Here is a 23,760-nt window from a genome sequence, read left to right as displayed (position 1 = left end):
ACGGCCTCCTCATTCCGAGGGAATGGCGGAAACCGCCCTACATTGATAGACTGGGAGAGCGACATCGGCGAATCCAGCCGACCGCCCGCCTCGGCACCAGCGTTCAGGGAATCTCCGCGGTGACGGGCCGCCCCCGGCGGACCCCGTAGCGCGTCCTTCGCCAAAATGCGGTAGCTGCTGAATTCCGGTCTGTTTTGTGGTATTCGCGATAGTTTCGAGTGCCGGCAGGACGGGGCGAACCGTCTTGCAGAGGTCTGTTCGACATGAAGAAGCATCAAGGACTCTATGACCCCGCGTACGACCACGACGCCTGCGGCGTGGGTATCGTTGCCAACCTGAACGGCCACAAGTCCCACGACATCATCCGCCACGCCGTCGAGGTCCTGATCAACCTGGAGCACCGGGGCGCGTGCGGCTGCGACCCGCAAACCGGCGACGGCGCCGGCATCCTGTTCCAGATTCCCCACGCCTTCTTCCAGCGGCATTGCCGGCCCATGGGCATCTCTCTGCCGGATCCGGGCCGGTACGGCGTCGGCATGGCCTTCCTGCCGCGGGAGACGGAACACCATGGCTGGTGCGAGCAGGTGGTGGAGAAGACCGTCCGGGACGAGGGCCAGGAGTTCCTGGGCTGGCGCGACGTGCCCGCGGACTTCACCCAGTGCGGCGAGTTGGCCGCTCAGGTGGCGCCGCTGATCCGGCAGTTCTTCATCGGGGCCGGCCCGGAGATCGCCACCCAGGACCAGTTCGAGCGCAAGCTCTACGTCGTCCGCAAGGTCATCGAGAACGCGGTGGACGCGGGACTCGTCCCGGAGGTCCGGGACGACTTCTACATCTCCAGCCTGTCCAGCAAGACCGTGGTCTACAAGGGGCTCTTGCGCGCCGATCAACTGGATTCCTTTTATCGGGACCTGTCCGACGACTCCATGATTTCGGCCCTGGCCCTGGTGCACTCGCGCTACAGCACCAACACACTGGGGTCGTGGCGGCTCGCCCATCCCTACCGCATGCTGTGCCACAACGGCGAGATCAACACGATCCGGGGCAACCAGAACTGGATGCGTGCGCGCGAGGCGCTGTTCTCGTCGCCGCTGTTCGGCGACGACATGGGCAAGCTGAGTCCCATCATCCGCGAAGGCGCCAGCGACACCGCGGGGTTCGACAACGCGCTGGAGCTGCTGGTGTCCACCGGCCGCTCGCTGCCTCACGCCCTCATGATGATGATCCCCGAGGCGTGGGAAAACCACGAGACCATGTCCGACGAGAAGAAGGCCTTCTACGCCTACCATGCCTGCCTCATGGAGCCGTGGGACGGTCCGGCGCTGATCGCCGCGTGCGACGGCGACCGCGTGTGCACCACCCTGGACCGGAACGGGTTGCGGCCTTTCCGCTACGTGGTCACCGATGACGACTTCATCGTCGGCGCCTCCGAGGCCGGCGTGCTGGACCTTCCGCCGGAGCGCATCCTGATGCGCGGACGGCTGCAGCCGGGACGGTTGCTTCTCGTCGACACACTGGAAGGGCGCATCATCGCCGACGACGAGATCAAGCACGAGATCAGCACCCGCCGGCCCTACCGCCAGTGGCTCGACCGGGAGATGGTGACGCTGGACGACCTGCCCGAGCCCGGGGAAGCGCCGGGGTACGACGCGGACACGCTCGCGGAACGGCAGCGGGCCTTCGGCTACACCAGCGAGGAGTTGAAGATCCTCATCGGCCCCATGGCGGAGCGCGGCGAGGAGCCCGTGGGCTCCATGGGCAACGACGCCCCTCTCGCGGTGCTGTCCGACAAGCCGCAGTTGCTGTTCCACTACTTCAAACAGCTCTTCGCTCAGGTGACCAATCCGCCGCTGGACGCCCTCCGCGAGGAGTTGGTGACGGCCCTTCGGACGTCCGTCGGTTCGGAGCAGGACCTCTTCGCCGAGACCGCGGAGCATTGCCGCCAGCTCCAGCTCGACCGGCCGATCGTCTCCAACCGTGATCTGGCCCGGATCAAGGCGCTGGACCGGCCCGGACTCAAGGCGGAGACGCTGCCGGCCGTGTTCCCGCGGTCCGCTTCGGTGGGCGCGTTGGAGGCGGCGGTGGACGCGCTGTGCGTGGAAGCCGGCCGGGCCATCAAGGAGCGCGGCGCCACCGTGCTGATCCTCTCCGACCGGAACGTGGGACCGGACTCGGTTCAGATCCCCACTCTGCTGGCCACCGCGGCGGTGCACCACTACCTCATCCGCGAAGGCCTGCGCACCAGCGCCGCCCTGGTAGTGGAATCGGGCGAGGCGCGGGAGGTGATGCACTGCTGCCTGCTCATCGGCTACGGCGCCAACGCGGTGAACCCGTACCTGACGCTGGAGACGGTGGAGTGGATGTGCCGCGACGGCATGCTCGGCGATACGGACATTCCCGGCGACAAGGCCCGCGCCAACCTCATCAAGGCGCTGTGCAAGGGCGTGCTCAAGACCATGTCCAAGATGGGCATCTCCACCATCAAGTCGTACCACGGCGCGCAGATCTTCGAGGCCATCGGCCTCCGGCAGTCGGTCATCGACAAGTACTTCACCTGGACGGCCTCGCGCATCGAGGGCGTGGGTCTCGACGAGATCGAGCAGGAGTACCGCCGCCACCACCACCACGGCTATCCCGAGCGCGCGCCGGCGAGCGACGGCACCTTGGACGTGGGCGGCTACTACCAGTGGCGCAAGGACGGCGAGCACCACCTGTTCAACCCGCACAGCATCGCGTTGTTGCAGAACTCCACGCGCACGGCGGACTACGATCTCTTCCGGGAGTACGCGAAGCAGATCGACGACCAGAGCCGGCTCCTGGGCACGTTGCGGGGCCTGTTCGAGTTCCGTCCCATGCAGCCGCCCGTACCCATCGAGGAGGTAGAGCCGGCGGAGGAGATCGTCAGGCGCTTCTCCACCGGGGCCATGTCCTACGGCTCCATCAGCAAGGAGGCGCACGAGAACCTGGCCATCGCCATGAACCGCATCGGCGGGCGCAGCAACTCGGGCGAGGGCGGCGAAGACCCGGACCGCTACTACCCGGACGACAACGGCGACTGGCGCAACAGTGCCATCAAGCAGGTGGCTTCCGGCCGCTTCGGCGTGACGAGCAACTACCTGGTGAACTGCACCGACCTGCAGATCAAGATGGCCCAGGGGGCCAAGCCCGGCGAGGGCGGGCAGTTGCCCGGCCACAAGGTGTTCGAGCCCATCGCGAAGGTGCGCAAGTCCACCCCTGGGGTAGGGCTCATCTCGCCGCCGCCGCACCACGACATCTACTCCATCGAGGACCTGGCCCAGCTCATCCACGACCTCAAGTGCGCCAACGACCGCGCGCGCATCCACGTCAAGCTGGTGGCCGAGGTGGGTGTGGGCACGGTGGCGGCCGGCGTCTCCAAGGGCAAGGCCGACGTGGTGCTCATCAGCGGCTACGACGGCGGCACCGGCGCCTCGCCGGAGTCGTCCATGAAGCACGCCGGCATCCCCTGGGAACTGGGCGTGGCCGAAACGCAGCAGGTGCTGGTGCAGAACGACCTGCGCGGCCGCATCGTGGTGCAGACCGACGGCCAGCTCAAGACCGGCCGGGACGTGGCCATCGCGTGCATGCTGGGAGCCGAGGAGTACGGCTTCGCCACCACCGCGCTGGTGGTGAGCGGCTGCATCATGCTGCGCAAATGCCACCTCAACACCTGCTCCGTGGGCGTGGCCACCCAGGACGAGGAACTGCGCAAGAAGTTCACCGGCAAGCCCGAGCACGTGGTCACCTTCATGATGTTCATCGCTGAACAGATGCGCGAGATCATGGCGGAACTGGGATTCCGCACCGTGGACGAGATGGTGGGGCGCGCGGACTGCCTCGACACCCGGAGTGCCGTCGAACACTGGAAGGCGAAGGGGCTGGATTTCTCGAAGCTGCTGACTTTGGTGGAGGCGCCGTCCTCGGTGGCGCGCTACTGCTGCGAGGCGCAGGACCACGGCCTCGACAAGAAGCTCGACCAACGCCTCATCGAGGCGGCCCGGGACGCCTTGGAAGAGGGCAAGCCGGTCGCGATTCGCCACGAGATCCACAACATCGACCGTACCGCCGGCACCATGCTCAGCGCCGAGGTGTCGCGCCGCTACGGCGAGGACGGATTGCCCCCGGACACGATCCACATCAATCTCTTCGGCTCGGCGGGGCAGAGCTTCGGGGCATTCCTGGCGCCGGGTGTTTCGGTCCTTCTCGAGGGCGAGTCCAACGACTACACGGGGAAAGGGTTGTCGGGCGGCCTCATGGCGGTGTACCCGCCCGAGAACGCCGCGTTCGATCCCACGGAGAACATCATCATCGGCAACGTCGCGCTGTACGGCGCCACCGCCGGGCAGGCCTTTTTCCGAGGGCGCGCGGGCGAGCGTTTCGCCGTGCGCAACAGCGGCGCCGAGACCGTCATCGAGGGCGTGGGCGACCACGGCTGCGAGTACATGACCGGCGGGCGCGTGGTGGTCATCGGGCCGGTGGGGCGCAACTTCGCCGCCGGCATGAGCGGCGGTGTCGCCTACGTGCTCGACGAGCAGGGCGTCTTCCCCGGGCTGTGCAACCAGGACATGGTGGATCTGGAGCCGCTGGAGGATGAAGAGGACATCGCCCACGTGCGCCGCCTGGTCGAGTCCCACGTGCGTTTCACCGGCAGCGACCGCGCCGAATACGTGCTGGACCACTGGACGGAGCTTCTGGGGTCGTTCGTCAAGGTCATGCCGGTGGACTACCGCCGTGCCTTGCAGGAGATGGCCGCCCGTCAGGCGCGGCTGGCCGAGGCCGAAAGCCGGGAAGGGACGGCGGCTTCGGCCTGAGCCGACGCTACGCAAATACGCCGGCCTTCCAGATCGTCATATTAGCGGCCCCTTCCGTCATACCCGTCCTTCTTCCGTCATTCCCGCGAAAGCGGGAATCCAGGGGTGGGGAGGGGCCAAACGGGCATGTTCCCCGCTCCACCCCGCCTGGATTCCCGCTTCCGCGGAAGGACGGAAGAGGGCCGGAATGACGAACCAAAGCTCGATGGAATGACGGACAAAGAGAATCGCGGCTACAACGTGTAAGGACGTTTGCGCTTAGCAGTGCAGCAACGTCCCTGGGTCAAAATGGGAAAAATCACTGGATTCATGGAATACGAGCGGGGCAAGCAGGCCTACCGCGACCCCCTCGAACGTTTGAAGGACTGGGAAGAGTTCGTACTGCCCATGCCGGGCGACGCGCTGCGCGAGCAGGGCGCCCGGTGCATGGACTGCGGCATTCCGTTCTGCCACACGGGTGTGCCCATGGGGCGCGGGCCGGGCGCCTCGGGCTGTCCGCTGAACAACCTCATTCCGGACTGGAACGATCTGGTCTACCGGGACCACTGGAAAGAGGCCCTGGCGCAGTTGCACAAGACCAACAACTTCCCGGAGTTCACCGGACGCGTGTGCCCGGCGCCGTGCGAGGGCTCCTGCGTGCTGGGCATCAACAGCAATCCCGTCACCATCAAGACCATCGAGGCCTCCATCGTCGACCGAGGCTTCGCGGAGGGCTGGATCGTACCCGAGCCGCCGCTCCAGCGGACCGGGAAACGCGTGGCGGTCATCGGCTCCGGCCCGGCTGGCCTGGCGTGCGCGGCCCAGCTCAATCGCGCCGGCCACGGGGTCACCGTCTACGAGCGGGCGGACCGCCCCGGCGGCCTGCTCATGTACGGCATTCCCAACATGAAGCTCGACAAGGAGAAGGTGGTGCGGCGGCGCCTCGACCAGATGGAGGCCGAGGGCGTGGAGTTCGTCACCGGCGTGGAGATCGGCAAGGACGTCCCGGCCGACGACCTGCAACGGGAGTTCGACGCGGTAGTGATCTGCACCGGCGCCACCAAGCCCAACGACTTCGTGCGCAACGCGCCGGGTCGCGAACTCGCCGGCATCCACTTCGCCATGGACTTCCTCCTGGCCAACACCAAGAGCCTGCTCGACTCGGGTCATGCCGACGGCAACTACATCTCGGCCAAGGGCAAGCACACCATCGTGCTGGGCGGCGGTGACACCGGCACCGACTGTGTGGGAACCGCGTTGCGCCATGGATGCGCCAGCCTCCAGCAGTTCGACGTGATCCCCAAGCCGCCGCCGGAGCGGGCGCCCAACAACCCATGGCCCCAGTGGCCGGTGGTCTACAAGCTGGACTACGGCCAGGAAGAGGGCAAGGCGCTGTTCGGCGACGACCCCCGGCGCTACGACACCAACACCGTCAAGTTCATCGACGACGGCCACGGCCGCATCAAGGCCCTGCAGACCATCGACCTCGACTGGAGCAAGCCCGCCAACGGCGCCCCCTTCAGCCCGGTGGAGGGGAGCGAGAAGGACTGGCCCGCCGACCTGGTCCTGCTGGCCATGGGATTCTCCGGTCCCGAGGACGAGGTCCTCGCCCAACTTGACGTCGAGCGCGACCCCCGCTCCAACGCCCAGGCCGAGTACGGCAAGTACGCCACCAACGTGGACAACGTCTTCGCCGCCGGCGACGCCCGCCGCGGCCAGAGCCTTGTCGTCTGGGCCATCCACGAAGGCCGCGGCGCCGCCCGTGAGGTGGACCGCTACCTCATGGGCAGCACCGACCTGCCCTGAGGCCTCTTGACTTCGCTCGGATGACCATGAGCTGCCTTCACTGCAAAGGATCGATGACACGCTCGACGGCGTCCCTTCATATCGAGCGTAGCGGCTATCATTTGGCGCTCGATGCGGTACCGGCGTGGGTGTGCAGCCAGTGTGGCGAACCCTATTTCGACGAGCGAGAGGTCGACACCATCCAGGACACGATCCACACGCTGGATGAGCAGACGCGACGGCTTGCAGAGGGTGCCGCGTAGCGTCGCTTGAGAAGTTGTGGGCAACCTATGTCTCTAGTGTGACTCGAACCAGCGGTCACACCCACGCCAGCACAAACACCCCGCCCACGATCAGCGCCGCGCCCACGCCGTCCTGCACCCTCACCACCTCGATTCCCTTCAGGGTGAAGTGCGCCAGCGCGAAGGTGACCAGGGGCTGGATGTTCCAGATGGGGCCCACGATCACCGCCGGGGCGTGGACCACGGCCAGGAAGGTGAGGATGGTGCCGATGGCGTGGACGACGCCGGAGGCGGCGAAGTAGACGGCTGGAGCCAGCGGCACGCCGCGCCAGACGATGCGGATGCGAACCGTCTTGCCCAGCAGGCCGATGAACATCAGGCCGGTGACCTGGGTGATCACCGCGCCGACGATGGGGTCGCCGCCCTGCAGCACCCCGAGCCGCTTCAGGATCGGGCCCAGGCTGTAGAAGAGGAAGGACAGGGCGGCGTTGCCGAACCCTACCAGGGGCGCCCCGGGTTCGGTCTCGGATCCCTTGGTGTGGGTGATGAGGAGGATGCCGGCAACGATCACGATGACGCCGCCGAACGTCCCCAGCGTGGCGCTTTCGCCGAGGAACGTGACGCCGATCACGGCGGTGAGCAGCGGCGAGGCGTTCTTGATGGACTGGGCTCGGGAGGCGCCGATCTGGTCGATGGCTCTCAGCAGGAAGACGCGGCCGAAGAAGGCGCCTATGGCCCCCAGAATGACGAAGGTGACAAGGGCGGGAAGCGGAATCGGCAGTCCGCCGGCGCCCCAGCCGACCACCCAGACCACCAACAGGAACGCCACCATGGCGAGTTGCTGGACGGTGACGGCGGCGTCGACGTCGGAGTGGACCAGTCCGCGCTTCACCAGCGGCGGCACGAAACCCCACACGAGGCCCCCGGCGATGGCGTAGATGATCCCGGTTTCCACCAGGGGCAGTGTGGTCAGACGCCCGCCTCGGGGTCAAACCCGGCAGGCGGAGGGTTGTTGAGACGATCTCCGGCAGGGGCGACCGGCCGGTCGCCCCTGCACCTCTGCGGTCACTTGGCGGGCAGCACCTTGATCTTGATCGTGTGCGCCATCTTCTTGCCGAAGGAGCGATGGAGGCCGTCGGCGAACTGCATGGTCAGCGTGTAGTCCCCGGGAGCGAGCTCAAGGCTGGCTTCCGTCTGCCCCTTGCCGAAATGCACGTGGGTCTTGTCCGTGGGAATGATCTTTCCCCCGCGCATGGGGCCCTGGTTGATGAGGATGTGGTGATGCCCGGTGCCCGCCACCACCCCGCCGGAAGCCTTGATGGTCATGCCCTCCACGCCCATCACGACCTTCACCGGGCTCCGGACTTCCGCCCCGTCCTTCGGCTCGATGAAAAACGCCCGCTGCTCTTGTGCCGCCGCATTGCCGGCGAATGCCAGAAAGCCCAGCAATACCGCGGCGAAAAGTTGCCAGATTCCCGGTCTGTTCATATTGAAACTCCTTTCCGCTGAAGTGACGCCGACCGTATCAACCCTTGGTACGCTTCACAAGCTCAGGTCCCCGTGCGGCTGCCGCTCGCGGGTCCTCGCGGACGGCAAGCCAGTTCCATCTGCTTGCAAACAATGCAAGCAGATGTTACGTCGGCCCATGAATAGCAGGCACCGCAAGACCCTTGCCGCGGTCTTCACCGAGCCGGTATCGGAGACCATCGAATGGGCAGCGATTGAGGCCGTGCTTCTCGCTGCTGGTGCACGGTTGATTGAAGGACGAGGGTCACGGGTTCGATTCGAGAAGGATGGTGAGGTCGAGACGTTTCACCGCCCGCATCCTGCGAAGGAAGCGAAACGCTACCAGGTCCTAGCGGCCCGCGCGTTTCTGGAACGGATTGGAGTAACTCCATGAACAATACGATGACCTACAAGGGCTATTCGGCCCGAATCGAATATGACGACGGCGACGAAATCTTCTTCGGCAGGGTCGCCGGCATTCGCGATGGCGTAGGCTTCCACGCGGATACGGTCAGGGGCCTGCGAAAGGCTTTTCGTGAGGCCGTCGAGGACTACATCGAGACCTGCGCCAGGATCGGAAAGAAACCGCAAAAGGCGTTCTCCGGGCAAGTGATGTTCCGTGTGAGCCCCGAGGTTCACCGCAAGGCCGCGCTTGCCGCTGAACTGTCCGGAAAGAGTCTCAACCAATGGGCCGAAGAAGTGCTGGAGCGCGCCGCCGGCTAGTCGGGTTGCTTCGGTTCAGCGCTCTCAAAGTTGCTCGGTCAAATTGACTTACCATGTTTCATCGCCTAGGCTTCGCAGGACTTTGCATTGTTGAATCCTGACGTTCGAATCACCGTCACTCGATAGTCGCGAATCAAGATTGACAGACTCGGAACACCGGGTCAGGGAAAGGCATATCCATGTCGGAAATCAAGAAATCGGACCAGCGCTGGCAGTCGGACGTCATCGTCGACCTCATGAAGCTCTACGACATCCCCTATGTCGCCCTCAACCCGGGGGCGAGCTATCGGGGGCTCCACGACTCCATGGTGAACTACGGCGAGAACGATCCCGAGATGCTGTTGTGCAACCACGAAAAGATCGCGGTGCAGATCGCCCACGGCTACGCCAAGGCCTCGGGGAAACCCATGATCGCCATCGTGCACGACGTGGTGGGGCTGCTGCACGCGCCCATGGGCGTCTACTACGCCTACATCGACCGCTGCCCGGTGTTCGTCATCGGCGCCACCGGCCCCATGGACGAGAAATACCGGCGTCCGTTCATCGACTGGATCCACACGGCCTTCGCCCAGGGTGACGCCGTGCGGAACTTCACCAAGTGGGACTATCAGCCCGGCAGCATCCACGGCGTGCCGGACTCCTTCGCCCGGGCCTACTCGATCATGATGAGCGAGCCCCAGGGGCCCATCTACATGTGCTACGACTCGGCGCTGCAGGAGACCCCGCTCACCGACGACATCACGATCCCGTCCGCGTCCGCGGTCAAGGTGCCGTCGCGCATCGCGCCGGAGCAGGCGGTGGTGGCCGAGGCCGCGGAGATGCTGGTGAAGGCGGACAACCCGTTGCTGCTCACCGAGTACGCCGCGCACATGCCGGTGGGCTATGAGCCCACGGTGGCGCTGGCGGAGACGGTAGGGGCGTCGGTCTTCGATGTGTGCAAGCGGCTGGGTTTCCCCAACCGCCATCCTCTCAGCATGAGCTTCAACCCCGACGCGTTCGCGGGCGTGGACCTGGTGTTGGCGCTGGACGTGGTGGACTGGACCCGCGGCTCTCACAAGCTCAACACCCAGACCCGCGAGGTCACGGTGGTGACGACGCCGGACTGCAAATGGGTCGACGCCGGCTTCGCCGACATCGAGATCAGCAAGTGGGCCACCGACTACAACAAGCACAACAACTGGGACCTGCGGGTCATGGGGGACACCTCCATCACCATCCCGGCGCTCACCCAGGCCTGCGGCGCCCTCATCGACGCCGACGCGGCGCTGAAGGGGCGCGTCGAGGAGCGCAAGAAAGCGCTGGCGGACAAGCACGAAACCCAGTGGGCCAAGTGGCAGCAGCAGGTCGAGAAGGAAATGGACCAGCGGCCCATGACGGAATCCCGGCTCGCCTACGAGGTGTGGCAGGCGATCAAGGACGAGGACTGGGTGCTGACCGCGGGGACTCTGAAGGACTGGGTCCAGAAGATCTGGGACTTCGACAAGCCCTACCGGCACCCGGGCCGTGAGCTGGGCACCGGCACCCAGATCGGCATGTCCATCGGCGTGGCGCTGGCCCACAAGGGGCAGGGCAGGCTGGTGGTGGACCTCCAGCCCGACGGCGACCTGATGTTCGACCTGGGCGCGCTGTGGATGCCCATCAAGTACGACATCCCCATGCTGGTGATCATGTACAACAACCGTGCCTACTACAACGACTGGGCGCACCAGATCCACATGGCCCACCAGCGCGGCACCGACCCCGACCGGGCTTACATCGGCATGGACCTGGAGGCGCCTCCGCCCGACTTCGCCCACATCGCAAGGGGCATGGGCTGGTACGCCGAAGGCCCCATCGAGGACCCCGCCGAGGTGGTGCCGGCGGTGCGCCGGGCCATCGAGCAGGTCAAGGCCGGCAAGCCCGCGCTGGTAGACCCCATCGTCTGGCGCCGGGACATCAACACCTGAGCCAAGAGAGGAATCGGAAATGAGCAAGGCGGAAAAGATCGAGGCGCCCGAGATCAAGAAGTCGGACCGCAAGTGGCAGTCGGACGTCATCGTGGACATGGTCAAGCGCTACGGGTTCGAGTACATCGCGCTCAATCCCGGGGCCAGCTACCGGGGGCTACACGACTCGCTGGTGAACTACGGCGAGAACGACCCGCCGATGATGCTGTGCAACCACGAGAAAATCGCGGTGCAGATCGCCCACGGCTACGCCCGCGCCAGCGGCAAGCCGATGATCGCCATCGTCCATAACCTCGTGGGGCTGCTGCACGCGCCCATGGGGATCTACTACGCCTACCTGGACCGGGCGCCGATCTTCATCATGGGCGCCACCGGCCCCATGGAAGAGCCCAAGCGGCGGCCGTTTATCGACTGGATCCATTCGGCCAGCGTTCAGGGCGAGGCCATCCGCCACTACGTCAAGTGGGACTCCCAGCCCACCACCATCGACGCCGTCCCCGGCGCGTTCGCGCGCGCCTATGCGGTGATGATGAGCGGCAAGCAGGGGCCCATCTACATGTGCTATGACGCCGGTCTCCAGGAAGCGGCGCTCGACCACGACGTGACCATGCCGCCGGAGGACAACGTGCAGGTGCCGGCGCAGGCCATGGCGGACCCCACCGCGTTGGAGAAGGCGGCGGACACGCTGGCCGCGGCCAAACGCCCGGTCATCGTGGCGGACTTCGCCGCCCGCCCGCCCCACGGCTGGGACCACGTGGTGGAGCTGGCGGAGACCCTGGGCGCGGCGGTGTGGGACTGCGACTCGCGCCTCAACTTCCCCAGCGAGCATCCGCTCAACCTGAGCATGGACAGCGAGGGCTGCTACAAGGACGCGGACGTGGTCCTGACGCTGGACATCGCGGACTTCGAGAAGCCCACCCACGTGCGCGACATCGCCACCCGCACGGTGGTGAGCATGGTGCCGGAAGACGCCACCTGGATCGACATCGGCTATACCGACACGGAGATCAGCAAGTGGGCCATGACCTACGCGCGGCCGTTCTACGCGCACCAGCGCATGACCGCGGACCCGGTGACCGCGGCGCCGGCCCTTACGAAGCTCCTGAAGGAGCGCATCGCCGCCACCCCGGGCCGGGCCGGGCAGATCGCCAAGAGGACCGAAGAGGTCGGCAAGCGCCACGCCGAGATCCGAGCTGAATGGCTCAAGCAGGCGAAGGAGGACCGCTGGGACGCGGTGCCCATGACCGTACCGCGGCTGGCGCTGGAGGTGTGGGACGCCATCAAGGACGAGGACTGGGTGCTGACCTCCGGCACGCTCCACGACTGGGCGCGGCGGCTGTGGAACTTCGACCAACCCTACCGCCACGGCGGCCGCGAGCTGGGCACCGGCACGCAGATCGGTATCTCCCTGGGGGTGGCCCTGGCTCACCGGGGCAAGGGAAGGCTGGTGGTGGACCTCCAGCCCGACGGCGACCTGATGTTCGACGCCGGCAGCCTGTGGATCGCCGCCAAGTACCAGATCCCGATGCTCATCGTCATGTACAACAACCGCGCCTACTACAACGACTGGAACCACCAGATCGTCATGGCGCGCAACCGCGGCACCGACCCGGACCGAGCCCACATCGGCATGGACCTGTGCGGACCGGACCCCGACTTCGCCACCATGGCCCGTTCCATGGGCTGGTACGGTGAGGGGCCCATCGAGGACGCCGCCGATCTCCGGCCGGCCCTGGACCGCGCCATCGCGCAGGTCAAGCAGGGGAAGCCGGCGCTGGTGGACACGGTGACCCAGCGACGCTGAACGGATCGCGGATTCCGGCATTGCCGGGCTGCTTTGACGGTAATGCCGTATGACTACTACGACATAAGAGGCTACGAGCGCCTCATCGTCCGCATCACCCTGGGGCTCGACCCCGACACGGCCGATGACGTGGAGCGCTACGGCGCCGCCTCCGTGCTGTGGAGCCTCTACAACCGCTTGCAAGACCATCGGCGGGAGGTGTTCCTCGTCGGGCTGGGAAACGCGCTGGAGAAGAACGCCAGCCGCAAGGCGCTGTCCCAGATGGTGCTGTTCGCGTCCAACCCGGCGGTGGACGTGGACCACAGCATCGACATCCTGGGCGACTGGTTCGTCAAGAACAAGAAGGCCGACCCGGGCCTGTACGAAGCGCTGGACGCCTACTGGCGCCGCCGTTTCAAGCGCGGCTTCGACGACGAGGCCTGATGCGGGGGTGTCCGGCTATGCACCGACGCCCCTTACCGTCATTCCCGCGGAAGCGGGAATCCACCTTCCCGCTTCCGCGGGAATGACGATCCGTAGGGTCCCAGCTTCACGAGTATTGACGCAGCCTGTTCCGCGGCAATGACTTTCCGTTACGTAAATGCCCGCTCTCAGGCCGCCTGGATCCGGGTCCAGGCCGCGTCGTAGAGCCGCGCCGTCTCCGGTCCCGCATAGCGGCCTGGCTCGCAGGTCTTGAGCGTCGCCTCGCTCGGGAAGATCACGGGATCCTCCCGGTAGCTTGGCGGTAGCAACGCCTTGGCCGCGGCATTGGGCGTCGCATAGCGCACGGCGTCCGCGATCGCGGCGCCAACGTGGGCTTCCAGGATGAAGTTCATGAAGGCGTGCGCGTTCCCGGGATGCGGCGCGCCGCGCGGGATGGCCAGTACATCCTCCCACACCGCCGACCCCTCGCGGGGCACGACGTAGGCGATGTCGTCGTCCTCCTCCATCGCCTGGAGGATGTCCCCGTTCCACTCCATGACGATGTCCACCTCGCCCGAGAGCAGCAGGTCCTGCCCGGTGTCCGGCGCGAACCGCTTGAGGTGCGGCTTCTGCGCGATAATCAAGTCCTCCGCCATCTTGATGATCCTCGGGTCCGCCGTATTGAGCGGATGCCCCAGGTACTTGAAGGCAGCGCCCAGCACCGAGCCCGCGTCGCTCAGAAGCGCGCCGCGGCCGCTGTAGCGGTCGGACTGGTAGAGCCAGCGCCAACTGTCGGGTATCCCGTCGCAACGGGACTTGCGGTAACCGATGCCCATCGTTCCCCACAGGTAGGGAACGGAGTGGCGGCGGCCGGGGTCGAAGGCGGCATCCCGGAAGGCGGGCTCGATATTGGCCATGTTCGGGATGGCCGCATGGTCCAGGGGCATCAGCATGTCGTGTGCGATCATGCGCTCGAGGAAATCGTTGGTGGGCACGATCACGTCGTAACCGGGATTGCCCGCCTTCAGCCTCGCAAACAGCTCGCCATTGTCCACAAAGAGGTCCAGGCGGACCGTGATGCCGGTTCGGCCCTTGAAGTCCGCCAGGGTGGTCTCGCCGATATAGTCGTCCCAATTGTAGAAATTGAGCTTGGGCTCCTCCCCGGCGAAGCTGTCCCGTGGCAGGATCGAGAGGGCTGCCGCCGCCACCGCTCCCCCGAGGAAGCGGCGGCGTGTCAGGCGAGATTCGGGAAACGGAGGCATAGGGATGCTCCTCGGCCGCGGTTCCCTTCGGGGCGACGTTTCCGTGTCGCTATTCGTCGAAGAACGCCAGGGTGCGGATCTCGATGCTCTCCCGCGGCGGCGCGTCCGCCGGTGTGTTGGGATGCTCGAAGGCGGAGTGCGCGGAGAAGCGCGCCCGGCCGTCCGTCTTCGAGTCGTAACACTTGAAGACGATGGCCTCGTCCGGCTGCATGTCCGGGAAGTAGTAGAAGCGGTGCGCCGGGTTGTAGGTCAGGTGGTAGGTCTCGCCGAGCCGGTTGGGATGCGGCCGTACCGTCGGGATCAGGTCCTCGGTGGCGATGCTCTGGGCGTCGCACATGGCCAGCGGCGAGCGCAGCACCGGGTTGAGCATGCCGCGCCACACCTGGACCACCGCGAACCGTTTCTTGAGCAACTCCTCCGCCTCGTCGGGCAGGAGGTCGCGCACGCGCTCGGGGCCGGACCACTCGGTGTAGTCGTTGTGCACGTTCTGCACCGGTCCCTTGGCGCCTTTTTCCTCGTAGCCGGAGCGCAGGGTGTGGTCGAAGATCAGCACCCGGCAGGCACCGGTGTGCTCCTTGATCAGCGCTTCCATCTCGGGATAGTACACCGCGCGGACCTGGTCCTCGTCGAAGAAGTCGGTCACCTTCGTGGGCTGGGGTCTCAGGGCGAAGCCGTTGCGCTCGATGCAGAGCTCGGGGTGCTGGCGCCCGTTACGGACCAGCGCCGTATGGGTCTCGTACTCCCGGTCCTTGTGCGGGTAGCCGAGGCTGGGTTTCTCGAACGTCGTGATGGGCCGGGGGCCCCTGTGAACCATGTAGTTGAAGCTCGTTTCGACCATGTCTTCGAGGTTCTCGGCTGCGGCTGTGGCCATTTTCATCTCCTTTGGGATTCCGGTGAACACCCGCAAGGGCGACCGCGGGTCGCCCCTACCATCGTTGCCATTGACACTAGCCCGCCAGCACGCCCTGTTCCGCCCACACGCGCTGCACCTCCCGGCTCGTGCTTACGAGGGCGAAATGCGTGGCCATGTTCTTGAGCGAGTAGCGCTGCAGGTCGGCGTCGTAGGCGGCCACGCAGTCCTCCAGCACCACGTTGTAGTAGCCCCGGGCGAAGGCGTCCCGCACCGTGGCCTCGACGCAGCCGTTGGTGGCGGCGCCGGTGAACACCAGGGTCTTGATGCCCAAGCGGCCCAGCGTGGCGTCCATCTTGGGGTTGGTGAAGCCGCTGTGGTGCCACTTCTTCACCCTGACGTCGCCGGGAGCGGGCGCGACGAAGTCACAGACGTCCCACCCCGGGGTTCCCGGAACGGTATACTTGGCGTTGGCCAATCCCACCCGCGCGCGCCGCGCCAGGATCGGGCCGTTGTCGTGCACCTCGTCGTTCGAGGTCTGCGTGTAGATCACCGGCACGCCCGCGGCCCGCGCCGCTTCCACCATGATTTTCAGGGGCTCGCGCATGGCTTCGACGAAGCTCAGGTCGCCCTTCATGCGCGCGCCCCCGGGAGCGCAGAAGTCGTTCTGCACGTCGATCACCACCAGCGCCGTGTGCGCGGGCTCCACCGTGTCCGACAGCTCGGTCCACACCTCCTGCACCTGGGGCTCCCACATCTCCTCTTCCGGGTCGAACTCGAAGTCCGCGATCTCGCGCGACTCGAAGAGGGGCCGTCCCAGCTCCTGCGCCACTTTCCGGTGCATCGGGTGGTCGACGTAGCGCTGAAGGCTCTCCGCGTCTTCGCACACGGCGACCATGGCGTAGTCGTAGTCGCCGTCGCGGCGCAGGTTGGGTCCCATGGACCAGCTCAGCAGGTCCGGGATGGATTCCTTCATGGAGTTGTAGCCCGCGATCATGCGGTCGATCTGATCGGGGGATGCCTCGGGCTTTAGCTTGATGAGAACGACGTGCTTGATCATCGGCGCCTCCGGATGGGCTCGTGGAAAACTAGTGTCCTGCGTCACAAATAGCTTGATGAATCCGCGAGGGCATTTTTGTCGTCGGCAAGGCGCGATGACGAGCAGTGGCCGTTACCACGCGAGGAAGAGCAACGCAGCCGACGGCGAAAAGGACCCGCGGATTCATCAAGCTATTTGTGACGCAGGACACTAGAATAGACAATATCCGAGACCCACGGCACAAGTCAATTTTATCCGTGGGCGCAAATCAGAAGTCCATGTGCCAGCGGACGCCGATGTTCGAGCCCCGTTCGTTGGTGAGCTCGCTGTCCACCATCAGGTTGTCGGACAGGTTCAACTCGACCACGATGGACGAGCGTCTGCCCAGCAGGCTCTGTCTGGCGCCGACGAAGACGTCCCCGAGGTTCTTGCCCACGGTCACGGACACGGAATCGGCGTCGGTGCCGGACAGTTGCAGGTCGTCCAGCCGTGCCGCCGTGCGCAGGCGCTCCTGCAGCCCGAAGCCGGTCCCCTCGCCGAACAGTTGGGCGAGGGCCACGGAAAGCTGGATCGCCTGCGCCACGGTGAGCGACTGCCGGGAGGCCCCGAAGAGGAGCCGCGGCAGCACTTCCTCCTCGGGCAGTCCCGATTGTGAGACGAACCGTATCCTTGGATTCGTCGCGCGGCCGTTCAGGTGCAGTCCGCCCTGATGCGTGTCCGTGGTCCGTTCCAGTCTCACGTCGATGCGTGGTTCCGGTTCGGGGCTGCCGTCGAACACGATCCGGCCCTGCGTCAGGTCAAACGGTTTGCCGAGCAAGTCGAGCCCCCCGCGGACGCTCTGGAGCGTGCCCGTGAGCACCGGAGCCGTGGGCGCTCCCGTGACCCTCAGGTCCGTGTTCCATTCGGAATCGACGCCGCGTCCCCGTATGAACACGCCGCGCTCGGACCGCACCGTGAGGTCGAGAGACAGGAGCGCCGGTCCGTCTTCTCGCCGGTCCTCGGGCGCTCCCTCGATGCGGATGCCTTCGAGCGCCACCACCTCCGGGGGCGGCGCGTCCTCGAGGCGGTACTCGGCCCGGTTCACCCGCAGGTCGCCGCGAAGCGCCAGGTGCTCGAACGTGCCGTCGAGCGTCGCGGCGCCGCTCAGGCGCGCGGTGATGTCGTCACGCCGGATCAGTGTGGCATCGTCGATGCGCAGGTCCACGTTCACGCTGTGCCCCAGTCGGATCGCTCCGGCGGCCTTGAGCTTGCCCTGGTCCTGGTCCGACGCCGTGGCCGTGAGACCGATCCGGTCGTTGCCCGCGAGCTGGGCCTGAATCGCGAGGTCCGTGAGCACCGTACCCGCGTCGACGCTGCGGTATTCGCCGCCGGTCACGCTCCCGTGTCCCGAGAGCCGCGGCTTCGCCGGGGAACCGGCCACACGGACGTCGATGTCCACGTCGCCGTCGAGTTGGTGCCGTGTTGTCGGAACCATCGCCCATATCCGTTCGAGGCGCCCGTTCCAGGCGAGGGAACCCTCCAGTTCCGCGTTCCTGGAAAAGGTGGGCAAACCGTTCTCGTCCGCGCCGGCCGCCATGGCGAGGCGCGCGCGCACCGGTGTGTCGAAGCTTCCCCTGATCTCCGACCGTGTCACCAGCCGCGCGCCGTTCCATTCCCCATCCAGATCCACGTCGACCACGCCGCCGTCGTCGAACCCCGCGAAGACGAGGTCGCGGCCACGGGCCTTGAGGCGCGCGTGGGGCTTGGGCGGCCGCGTGTCGAATGCGGCGTCCAGGTCCAGGGAGCCGGTGATGACAGGCGTGCCCGCCAGGCGGCTCATGGCGGCCAGGGACAGGGCTTGCGCCGTGAGGCCGCCGTGCAGCCCCGCCGCCGTCCCGTTGAGGTCTCCGGTGATGTTGCCGCCGGACGCGAGTCTCAGGTCGAATCCGGCGACTTCGAAGCCGTCGATGCCGACGCGCGCGTGCAGCGGCTTCCCGAGACGGACGCTCTCGGACGCGAACCGGGCCTGGGCCGAATCCACGACCACCCGAACCTCCTCTCCGCCCGTATGTGAAACCGTGGCGCGTCCTTTCGCGTCGAATGCCCCCTCTACCGCGGCGTCGAAGGAGAGGCGCCAGTCCTCGGGCGGCCCGTCCGCGTTGAGCTGGAGCCGGACGGGTGCGTCATCCGGGAAGCCTGCCAGCGCCGCGACCATGCCGCCGGCGGCCTCTTCGGCGACGGCTTCGAGACGTGCCGTGCCCGCGGCAAAGTCGCGCCGGAGTTGCAGGGAAATGCGCCCCTCGACGGCGTCGGTGCGGCGCAGGCGCAGCACGATCTCCTGGAGGTCATCCTTGTCGGACGCGCGTCCCTCCGCGTCGAAGCGGATCGACCGCGGCAGCACGCCTTCGGCGATGGAAACGCGTTGCAGCCGGACTCCTTCGAGGGAGAGGGCGATGGGCGATCGCGGCCAGTCGAACGGGCCGCGCCTCCATGGTGGCTGCGGCTTCAACCGCGGCAGCTCGGCGTTCGCGGACGGCTTGCGCGTCACGGTGACGCCGAAGAACTCCAGGCGCCGGATGGCCAGCTCGCCGTCGAGGAGCCGTTGCGGCTCCCAGGCGAAGCCCACTCGCTCGACCTCCATCCACACGCCCGTACCGTCCGAAACCTCCACGCCCACCAGACTGGTCAGGCCGTCGTCGCCGTCCTCGATGGCACGCACCTGGATCTCGAACGAGCCGGGCGAGCTGATCTGGTCGAGCGCAAGCCGGATGAGCTTGTTGCGGATGGCGGCGAACTCGACCTGCGCCTGCACGCCGCCGCACAACGGCAGGAGGACGGCCAGGAAAACGGCGATCCGCACCACGCGGCGCATCAGAAGGCCTGTCCCATGGAAAGGTAGAGATGGAAGTCGTCGTCCACGGCGCGCGGGTTCAGAGGGACGGCGACATCCACCCGAATCGGTCCGGCGGCGGAGAAGTAGCGGAGCCCGAGGCCGGCGGCCCACAGGACACCGTCGAAGACATGGCCGTCGATGTTCCGGGAAACCGCGCCCCCGGCGACGAACCCGACGGCGCCGAGGCTGTCGTTGAAGCGCACGCGCAGCTCGCCTTCGGCTTCCAGCGCCAGCCGCCCCCCCACGGGCTTGTTGTCGGCGTCGAGCGGGCCGATGGCGTAGCGCCCGTAGCCCCGGATCGACTCGCCGCCACCGGCATAGAGCCGCCGGTTCGCCGGTACCGAGTCGAGGTGCTCGGAAACAATCATGGCGCCGCGCCCGCGTGCGGCCGCCACGTAGCGGGCGTTCTCGTCGAGGCGGGAGTAGACGGACCCGGTGGCGTCGAGGGTGAGAAAAACGGTTCCCGACTTGTGGAAGAGCCCCGCGTGCGGCACGGCATCCAGCCGGAAGCGGGCGCCTCTTTTGGGATCGAGCAGGTCACCGGTACCATCGTAGGCCGCGAAGGCCGGCGCGGCAGCAAGCCGGGTCTCCGCTTCGGTGCCGCCGTCGCGCACCGTGCCCAGCTCCACCTCGGCGCCGGCGCCCACCTCCCACTCGCGGTCCAGGCGCCGCGACAGTCCCACGAAACCGGTGCCGGTGAGTGCCTCGAAGGCCTCTTCCTCCTTCTGCTCCACGTTCAGGCTTGTGCGCAGCTCCTGGCCCGGACGGCGGTACTGGGGCTTGCGCAGTTCCACTCCCAGGCTCTGTTCCACGCGCCCCCCCTCGGCGGAAAGGAGCAGGAGTTCGTTGGCCCCGAGAAGGTTCCGGTGGCGGAAGCTGGCGCGCGCGGACGGTCCGGTGTCGGTGTCGTAGCGCAAACCGCTGGCGATGCGCCGCCGCGGTCCTTCTTCGAGGGTCACGTGTACCGGCAAGGCGGATGGCTCCCCGTCGCGTGGCGCGGTTTCCGGAATGCGCACCGACACCGACTTGAAGAGGTCGGTGGACGCCAAGCGGCGCTGGTACTCCGCGAGCGCCTCGGTGTCGACGGGTTGTCCGGCTTCCCACGGCAAGTAGGTGAGGAGGTAATCCTCCGCGACCGTCTCCAGGCCGGCGAAGACAACGCGCCCGTACTCGCAAGCCGGCCCCGTGGCGATGGTGCTGGCGACCGTCAGCGTGGCCGCTTGCGCATCCGCGGAGCCGGATCGCTTGACGAAGGCCGCGTAGGGGAACCCTTGGCGACGGAGCGCTTCCACGGCTGCCCGCTCCGCGTCCATGATCGGAGCCGACAGCGCTCGGCCGCCCACCGGCGAGCCCAGCCCCCGTGCATCCAGCGGGGGAGGCTTGCGCGTGCCGTCGCCTTCGAGCAGGAAAACGTGCTCCGACAGGGTGAACGACGGCCCGGCGTCGATGGAAAAGGTCACGGTTGGCCTGCCTGCCGCAGCCTCCACGCGCGCCGAAGCCGAGGCCGCATGATGGCCGAGTGAGCGCAGGATGGTCACCAGCCTGGCCTCGTCCTCCCGCGCCCGGCGCAGGAGGAAGTGTTCGCTGGGGGCGCCGTCGGCCTTGAGCCGGTAGGTCAGCAGCGTGTGGCCGGCAAGCTCCAGGACTTTCTTCGACGGCGATCCTTCGAGGACGACGTCATAGGCTAGCGCCGGTTCGGGCGCCGGCGCGGTGGCCGGCGCGGGCGTCTCCGTGACCGTGCAGGCGGCGACCGCCAAGCAGCAGACGGCGTGGAGCAGCGTGCGCATTCGTCTATGCAGGCGGTTTCGCCAACGCGACTCGAAGGGGTTCATCGGGATCGTTGCACGGGTGTGGGTCGTGAAGAACGTGGAGGTGTTCCGGGTTGGTGGTTTCCGGGGCCGCGACCGCGGCCGCTAAACGGCTCAGCTCCCGCCGAACCCGACGGTGACCCTGCCATCCTCCACAATCACCGGGATGTCACGGTTGCCGTCGTTCAGGGCGAGCATGCGCTGAAGGCCGTCCTCGTCTTCCAGGACGTTGACGTATTCGACGGTGAAGTTTCGGTCCGAGTAGTCCGCACGGGCACTCGACGTGTAGTGTCAGAAGTCGTGTCCGAAGATCAGTATCTTGTCCGCCATGTCTGGTCCTTTCCGACGGGGATGCCAGCCCCTTGCTACACGGCTAACCGTTAAAGACGCCGATGGCAATGGCACGGGCTTTCCGGCGCGCGGTTTGTTCCCGAAAAACCCGTCGGCGGGGGTTATTTGAACGGGAACTTGTGCTATGAAGCGTGCTGGACCGCCGCCGCCGGACGACCGCTATCGCCGGACGACGGTCACGCGAGGGAACGCATGGTCGAACGTTTCAAGGAACTCGGCACCATCACTTTCAGCCTCATCCTCTTCACGCTGCTTTGGGAGGTGTCGGTGAGGTTGTTGTCGGTCTCCGAGTTCCTGCTGCCGGCGCCGTCGGTGGTGGCCCTGACCATCCACGAAAAGTTCCTTCCTCTCATGCAGAACTGCCTCGTGACCTTCCGGGAAACCATCTACGGGTTCCTCATGGGGCTCGTGCTGGGGGTGGTCTCGGCCATCATGATCGTCTACTCCCGGTTGCTTCAGAATCTTCTCTACCCGCTGATCCTCGTGGCCCAGATCGTTCCCAAGGTGGCCATCGCGCCGCTGCTGCTGATCTGGGTGGGTTACGGCGAGATGTCCAAGGTGCTCATCGCATTCCTGGTCTCGTGGTTTCCCATCATCGTCACCACGGTCCAGGGCATGCGCATGGTGCAGCCCGAGATGCTGGACTTGGTCAAGTCGCTCCAGGCCTCGGACTGGCAGATTTTCACCAAGGTCCGCCTGCCGAACGCGTTGCCGCAGTTCTTCGGCGGCCTCAAGATCGCCATCACGCTGGCGGTCATCGGCGCAATCATCGGCGAGTTCGTGGGTGGCAACACCGGCCTCGGGTATCTGGTCATGGTCGCCAACTACGAGGTCAATACGCCGTTCATGTTCGCGGCCCTCGTCGTGCTGTCGGCCCTGGGCCTCGTCCTGTATGGCGTCTTGGTGCTGCTGGAGTTTTGGCTGATCCCGTGGAGCATCGGCGAGGACGAGCAGGAGATGACGGGCTTCGGCATGTAGGCCGGCTCCGGGCGGACGGGAAGCATCCAGCCAGATTGCGGCGTATCGAGTTTGGGACCGAAGTCGATGACGGAAACCGGGAAAGCCATCGAGGTCAGGAACCTCACCAAGGTGTATCCTTCCAAGGATGCCCCCATCGTCGCGTTGGAGGAGGCCTCGTTCGAGGTCTACGACCAGGAGTTCATCTCCCTCGTGGGTCACAGCGGCTGCGGCAAGACCACCATCATGAAGATCATCGCGGGTCTGCTGGACAAGACCCGCGGCGAGGTGCTGGTGAACGGCGCTCCGGTGACCGGACCCAAGTCCAGCACCGGCATCGTCTTCCAGACCCCGGTGCTGTTCCAGTGGCGCACGGTCATCGACAACGTCCTGTTGCCGGTGGAGATTCTCGGCCTCTCCAAGGAGGAATACTATCCCAAGGCCCTGGAGTTGCTGGAGCTGACCGGGCTCACGGAGTTCAAGGACAAGTACCCGCGGGAGCTGTCCGGCGGCATGCAGCAGCGCGCGTCCATCAGCCGGGCGCTGGTGCACGACCCCTCGCTGCTGTTGCTGGACGAGCCCTTCGGCGCCCTGGACGCCATGACCCGGGGCGAGATGAACATGGAGCTCCAGCGCATCTGGAGCGAAAAGAAAAAGACCAGCCTGCTGATCACCCACAGCATCCCGGAAGCGGTCTTCCTGGCGGACCGGGTCATGGTGATGACGCCCCGGCCGGGCCGCATCACCGACATCATCGACATCGGACTGCCGCGGCCCCGGACCCCGGAGATGCGGCTGTCGGCGGAGTTCACCGAGTGCGTGCGAGAGGTGGGAAAGACCATCGGGCTGCAGTATCTGTAAACGAGTGGTAACAGTAGTCGTCAATCAATATATGGAGGTACATGCCATGAAACGCTTGTCCATCGCCCTTGCAATCCTCTTGCTGTCCCTGGCCGCGGCCGGCAGCGCGTCCGCCGCCGACAAGGTCAAGTTCGCCCTCGACTGGATCCCCTACGGCAAGCACGCCATGTTCTATGCCAGCATCGACCAGGGGTTCTGGAAGGACGCGGGCCTCGACGTCCAGTTGACCCGCGGCTTCGGCTCCGGCGACACCGTGAAGCGGATCGCCTCGGGCACCGACGACTTCGGCTTCGCCTCCGTAGGGAACATGATCGCAGCCAAGTCGCGGGGCGCCGAGCTCAAGATGGTCGGCATGATCCACGACAAGACCCTGGAGACCGTGGCCACGCTGGTGGGGAACAAGATCACCAAGCCGTCCGACCTCGAGGGGAAGAAGATCGGCTCGCCCGAGGCCAATGCCTCGCGGGTCATCTTTCCGGCCTTCGCCAACATCAACAAGTTCGACAACAAGAAGGTCACCTGGGTCAACATGACGGTGCCCGCCACC

At 66.3% G+C, this 23,760-nt stretch carries 19 protein-coding genes; 11 read left to right on the top strand and 8 right to left on the bottom strand.

Translation table 11 applies throughout. The annotated features are described in order from the left end of the window. Positions 1–263 precede the first annotated feature (263 nt). The 3 genes from gltB (at position 264) to OXF11_15560 (ending at position 6,853) form a co-directional block, all read left to right on the top strand. The gene (gene gltB / locus OXF11_15570) at positions 264–4,826 is read left to right on the top strand and encodes a glutamate synthase large subunit (protein MCY4488510.1); all 4,563 of its coding nucleotides are present in this window, start codon (positions 264–266) and stop codon (positions 4,824–4,826) included. Between the two features lie 288 nt (positions 4,827–5,114). Next, a complete protein-coding gene (locus OXF11_15565; protein MCY4488509.1) occupies positions 5,115–6,611 on the top strand; it encodes a glutamate synthase subunit beta in 1,497 nt (498 codons plus the stop codon). A 26-nt stretch (positions 6,612–6,637) separates the two neighbouring features. Then, entirely contained in the window at positions 6,638–6,853 is a 216-nt protein-coding gene (locus tag OXF11_15560) for a YgiT-type zinc finger protein (GenBank protein MCY4488508.1), read from the top strand. A 55-nt stretch (positions 6,854–6,908) separates the two neighbouring features. Here OXF11_15560 and OXF11_15555 read toward each other — a convergent pair whose 3' ends face one another. Together OXF11_15555 and OXF11_15550 are read right to left on the bottom strand one after the other, a co-directional pair. After that, the gene (locus OXF11_15555; GenBank protein MCY4488507.1) at positions 6,909–7,787 is read right to left on the bottom strand and encodes an EamA family transporter; all 879 of its coding nucleotides are present in this window, start codon (positions 7,785–7,787) and stop codon (positions 6,909–6,911) included. Between the two features lie 110 nt (positions 7,788–7,897). Further along, positions 7,898–8,320: a DUF4399 domain-containing protein gene (locus tag OXF11_15550; protein ID MCY4488506.1), complete on the bottom strand. Its 423-nt coding sequence runs from the start codon at positions 8,318–8,320 to the stop codon at positions 7,898–7,900. A gap of 157 nt (positions 8,321–8,477) precedes the next feature. Between OXF11_15550 and OXF11_15545 the strand changes: the two genes are divergently transcribed. The 5 genes from OXF11_15545 to OXF11_15525 all read left to right on the top strand — a co-directional run bounded on the left by OXF11_15545 (position 8,478) and on the right by OXF11_15525 (position 13,234). Next, positions 8,478–8,732, top strand: coding sequence for a type II toxin-antitoxin system HicA family toxin (locus OXF11_15545; protein MCY4488505.1), 255 nt, complete (start codon positions 8,478–8,480; stop codon positions 8,730–8,732). Continuing rightward, positions 8,729–9,061, top strand: coding sequence for a type II toxin-antitoxin system HicB family antitoxin (locus tag OXF11_15540; protein MCY4488504.1), 333 nt, complete (start codon positions 8,729–8,731; stop codon positions 9,059–9,061). Before OXF11_15545 ends, OXF11_15540 begins: the two co-directional genes overlap by 4 nt. A gap of 179 nt (positions 9,062–9,240) precedes the next feature. Next, a complete protein-coding gene (locus OXF11_15535) occupies positions 9,241–11,007 on the top strand; it encodes a thiamine pyrophosphate-binding protein (protein MCY4488503.1) in 1,767 nt (588 codons plus the stop codon). Positions 11,008–11,026: 19 nt separating this feature from the next. Then, positions 11,027–12,811: a thiamine pyrophosphate-binding protein gene (locus OXF11_15530; GenBank protein MCY4488502.1), complete on the top strand. Its 1,785-nt coding sequence runs from the start codon at positions 11,027–11,029 to the stop codon at positions 12,809–12,811. A 42-nt stretch (positions 12,812–12,853) separates the two neighbouring features. Then, entirely contained in the window at positions 12,854–13,234 is a 381-nt protein-coding gene (locus OXF11_15525; GenBank protein MCY4488501.1) for a hypothetical protein, read from the top strand. Between the two features lie 167 nt (positions 13,235–13,401). On the opposite strand, the gene OXF11_15520 is transcribed toward OXF11_15525, so the two are convergent. From OXF11_15520 to OXF11_15495, 6 genes are all read right to left on the bottom strand, one after another. Further along, positions 13,402–14,475 carry a spermidine/putrescine ABC transporter substrate-binding protein gene (locus OXF11_15520; GenBank protein ID MCY4488500.1) on the bottom strand — a complete coding sequence of 358 codons (1,074 nt, stop codon included), beginning with the start codon at positions 14,473–14,475 and terminating at the stop codon, positions 13,402–13,404. Between the two features lie 49 nt (positions 14,476–14,524). Next, on the bottom strand, positions 14,525–15,346 hold the full coding sequence (locus OXF11_15515; GenBank protein MCY4488499.1) for a CmcJ/NvfI family oxidoreductase: 822 nt from the start codon (positions 15,344–15,346) through the stop codon (positions 14,525–14,527). A gap of 76 nt (positions 15,347–15,422) precedes the next feature. Then, on the bottom strand, positions 15,423–16,385 hold the full coding sequence (locus OXF11_15510; GenBank protein MCY4488498.1) for an isochorismatase family protein: 963 nt from the start codon (positions 16,383–16,385) through the stop codon (positions 15,423–15,425). Positions 16,386–16,632: 247 nt separating this feature from the next. Continuing rightward, entirely contained in the window at positions 16,633–19,215 is a 2,583-nt protein-coding gene (locus tag OXF11_15505; GenBank protein ID MCY4488497.1) for a translocation/assembly module TamB domain-containing protein, read from the bottom strand. Continuing rightward, the gene (locus tag OXF11_15500) at positions 19,215–21,023 is read right to left on the bottom strand and encodes a BamA/TamA family outer membrane protein (GenBank protein ID MCY4488496.1); all 1,809 of its coding nucleotides are present in this window, start codon (positions 21,021–21,023) and stop codon (positions 19,215–19,217) included. Before OXF11_15500 ends, OXF11_15505 begins: the two co-directional genes overlap by 1 nt. A gap of 135 nt (positions 21,024–21,158) precedes the next feature. After that, complete coding sequence (locus OXF11_15495) at positions 21,159–21,374, bottom strand: Uxx-star family glutaredoxin-like (seleno)protein (protein ID MCY4488495.1); 216 nt, start codon at positions 21,372–21,374, stop codon at positions 21,159–21,161. Positions 21,375–21,587: 213 nt separating this feature from the next. Between OXF11_15495 and OXF11_15490 the strand changes: the two genes are divergently transcribed. From OXF11_15490 to OXF11_15480, 3 genes are all read left to right on the top strand, one after another. Then, complete coding sequence (locus OXF11_15490) at positions 21,588–22,373, top strand: ABC transporter permease (GenBank protein MCY4488494.1); 786 nt, start codon at positions 21,588–21,590, stop codon at positions 22,371–22,373. 66 nt (positions 22,374–22,439) lie between these two features. Beyond that, complete coding sequence (locus OXF11_15485; GenBank protein ID MCY4488493.1) at positions 22,440–23,213, top strand: ABC transporter ATP-binding protein; 774 nt, start codon at positions 22,440–22,442, stop codon at positions 23,211–23,213. Between the two features lie 46 nt (positions 23,214–23,259). After that, on the top strand, positions 23,260–23,760 hold a 501-nt coding region (locus tag OXF11_15480; protein ID MCY4488492.1), incomplete at its 3' end, for an ABC transporter substrate-binding protein.

Source organism: Deltaproteobacteria bacterium, from assembly GCA_026712905.1.
Lineage (GTDB): Bacteria > Desulfobacterota > Binatia > UBA9968 > JAJDTQ01 > JAJDTQ01.
This window is presented reverse-complemented; position numbering and strand designations above follow the sequence as displayed.

Excerpts from the sequence above, each read along its gene's own strand:
- OXF11_15505 (MCY4488497.1), bottom strand. The coding sequence starts at position 19,215 with ATGCGCCGCGTGGTGCGGATCGCCGTTTTCCTGGCCGTCCTCCTGCCG.
- OXF11_15565 (MCY4488509.1), top strand. The coding sequence starts at position 5,115 with ATGGGAAAAATCACTGGATTCATGGAATACGAGCGGGGCAAGCAGGCC.
- OXF11_15540 (MCY4488504.1), top strand. The coding sequence starts at position 8,729 with ATGAACAATACGATGACCTACAAGGGCTATTCGGCCCGAATCGAATAT.
- OXF11_15490 (MCY4488494.1), top strand. The coding sequence starts at position 21,588 with ATGGTCGAACGTTTCAAGGAACTCGGCACCATCACTTTCAGCCTCATC.
- OXF11_15545 (MCY4488505.1), top strand. The coding sequence starts at position 8,478 with ATGAATAGCAGGCACCGCAAGACCCTTGCCGCGGTCTTCACCGAGCCG.
- OXF11_15560 (MCY4488508.1), top strand. The coding sequence starts at position 6,638 with ATGAGCTGCCTTCACTGCAAAGGATCGATGACACGCTCGACGGCGTCC.
- OXF11_15525 (MCY4488501.1), top strand. The coding sequence starts at position 12,854 with ATGCCGTATGACTACTACGACATAAGAGGCTACGAGCGCCTCATCGTC.
- OXF11_15500 (MCY4488496.1), bottom strand. The coding sequence starts at position 21,023 with ATGCGCACGCTGCTCCACGCCGTCTGCTGCTTGGCGGTCGCCGCCTGC.
- OXF11_15515 (MCY4488499.1), bottom strand. The coding sequence starts at position 15,346 with ATGGCCACAGCCGCAGCCGAGAACCTCGAAGACATGGTCGAAACGAGC.
- OXF11_15535 (MCY4488503.1), top strand. The coding sequence starts at position 9,241 with ATGTCGGAAATCAAGAAATCGGACCAGCGCTGGCAGTCGGACGTCATC.
- OXF11_15530 (MCY4488502.1), top strand. The coding sequence starts at position 11,027 with ATGAGCAAGGCGGAAAAGATCGAGGCGCCCGAGATCAAGAAGTCGGAC.
- OXF11_15520 (MCY4488500.1), bottom strand. The coding sequence starts at position 14,475 with ATGCCTCCGTTTCCCGAATCTCGCCTGACACGCCGCCGCTTCCTCGGG.
- OXF11_15485 (MCY4488493.1), top strand. The coding sequence starts at position 22,440 with ATGACGGAAACCGGGAAAGCCATCGAGGTCAGGAACCTCACCAAGGTG.
- gltB (MCY4488510.1), top strand. The coding sequence starts at position 264 with ATGAAGAAGCATCAAGGACTCTATGACCCCGCGTACGACCACGACGCC.
- OXF11_15550 (MCY4488506.1), bottom strand. The coding sequence starts at position 8,320 with ATGAACAGACCGGGAATCTGGCAACTTTTCGCCGCGGTATTGCTGGGC.
- OXF11_15510 (MCY4488498.1), bottom strand. The coding sequence starts at position 16,385 with ATGATCAAGCACGTCGTTCTCATCAAGCTAAAGCCCGAGGCATCCCCC.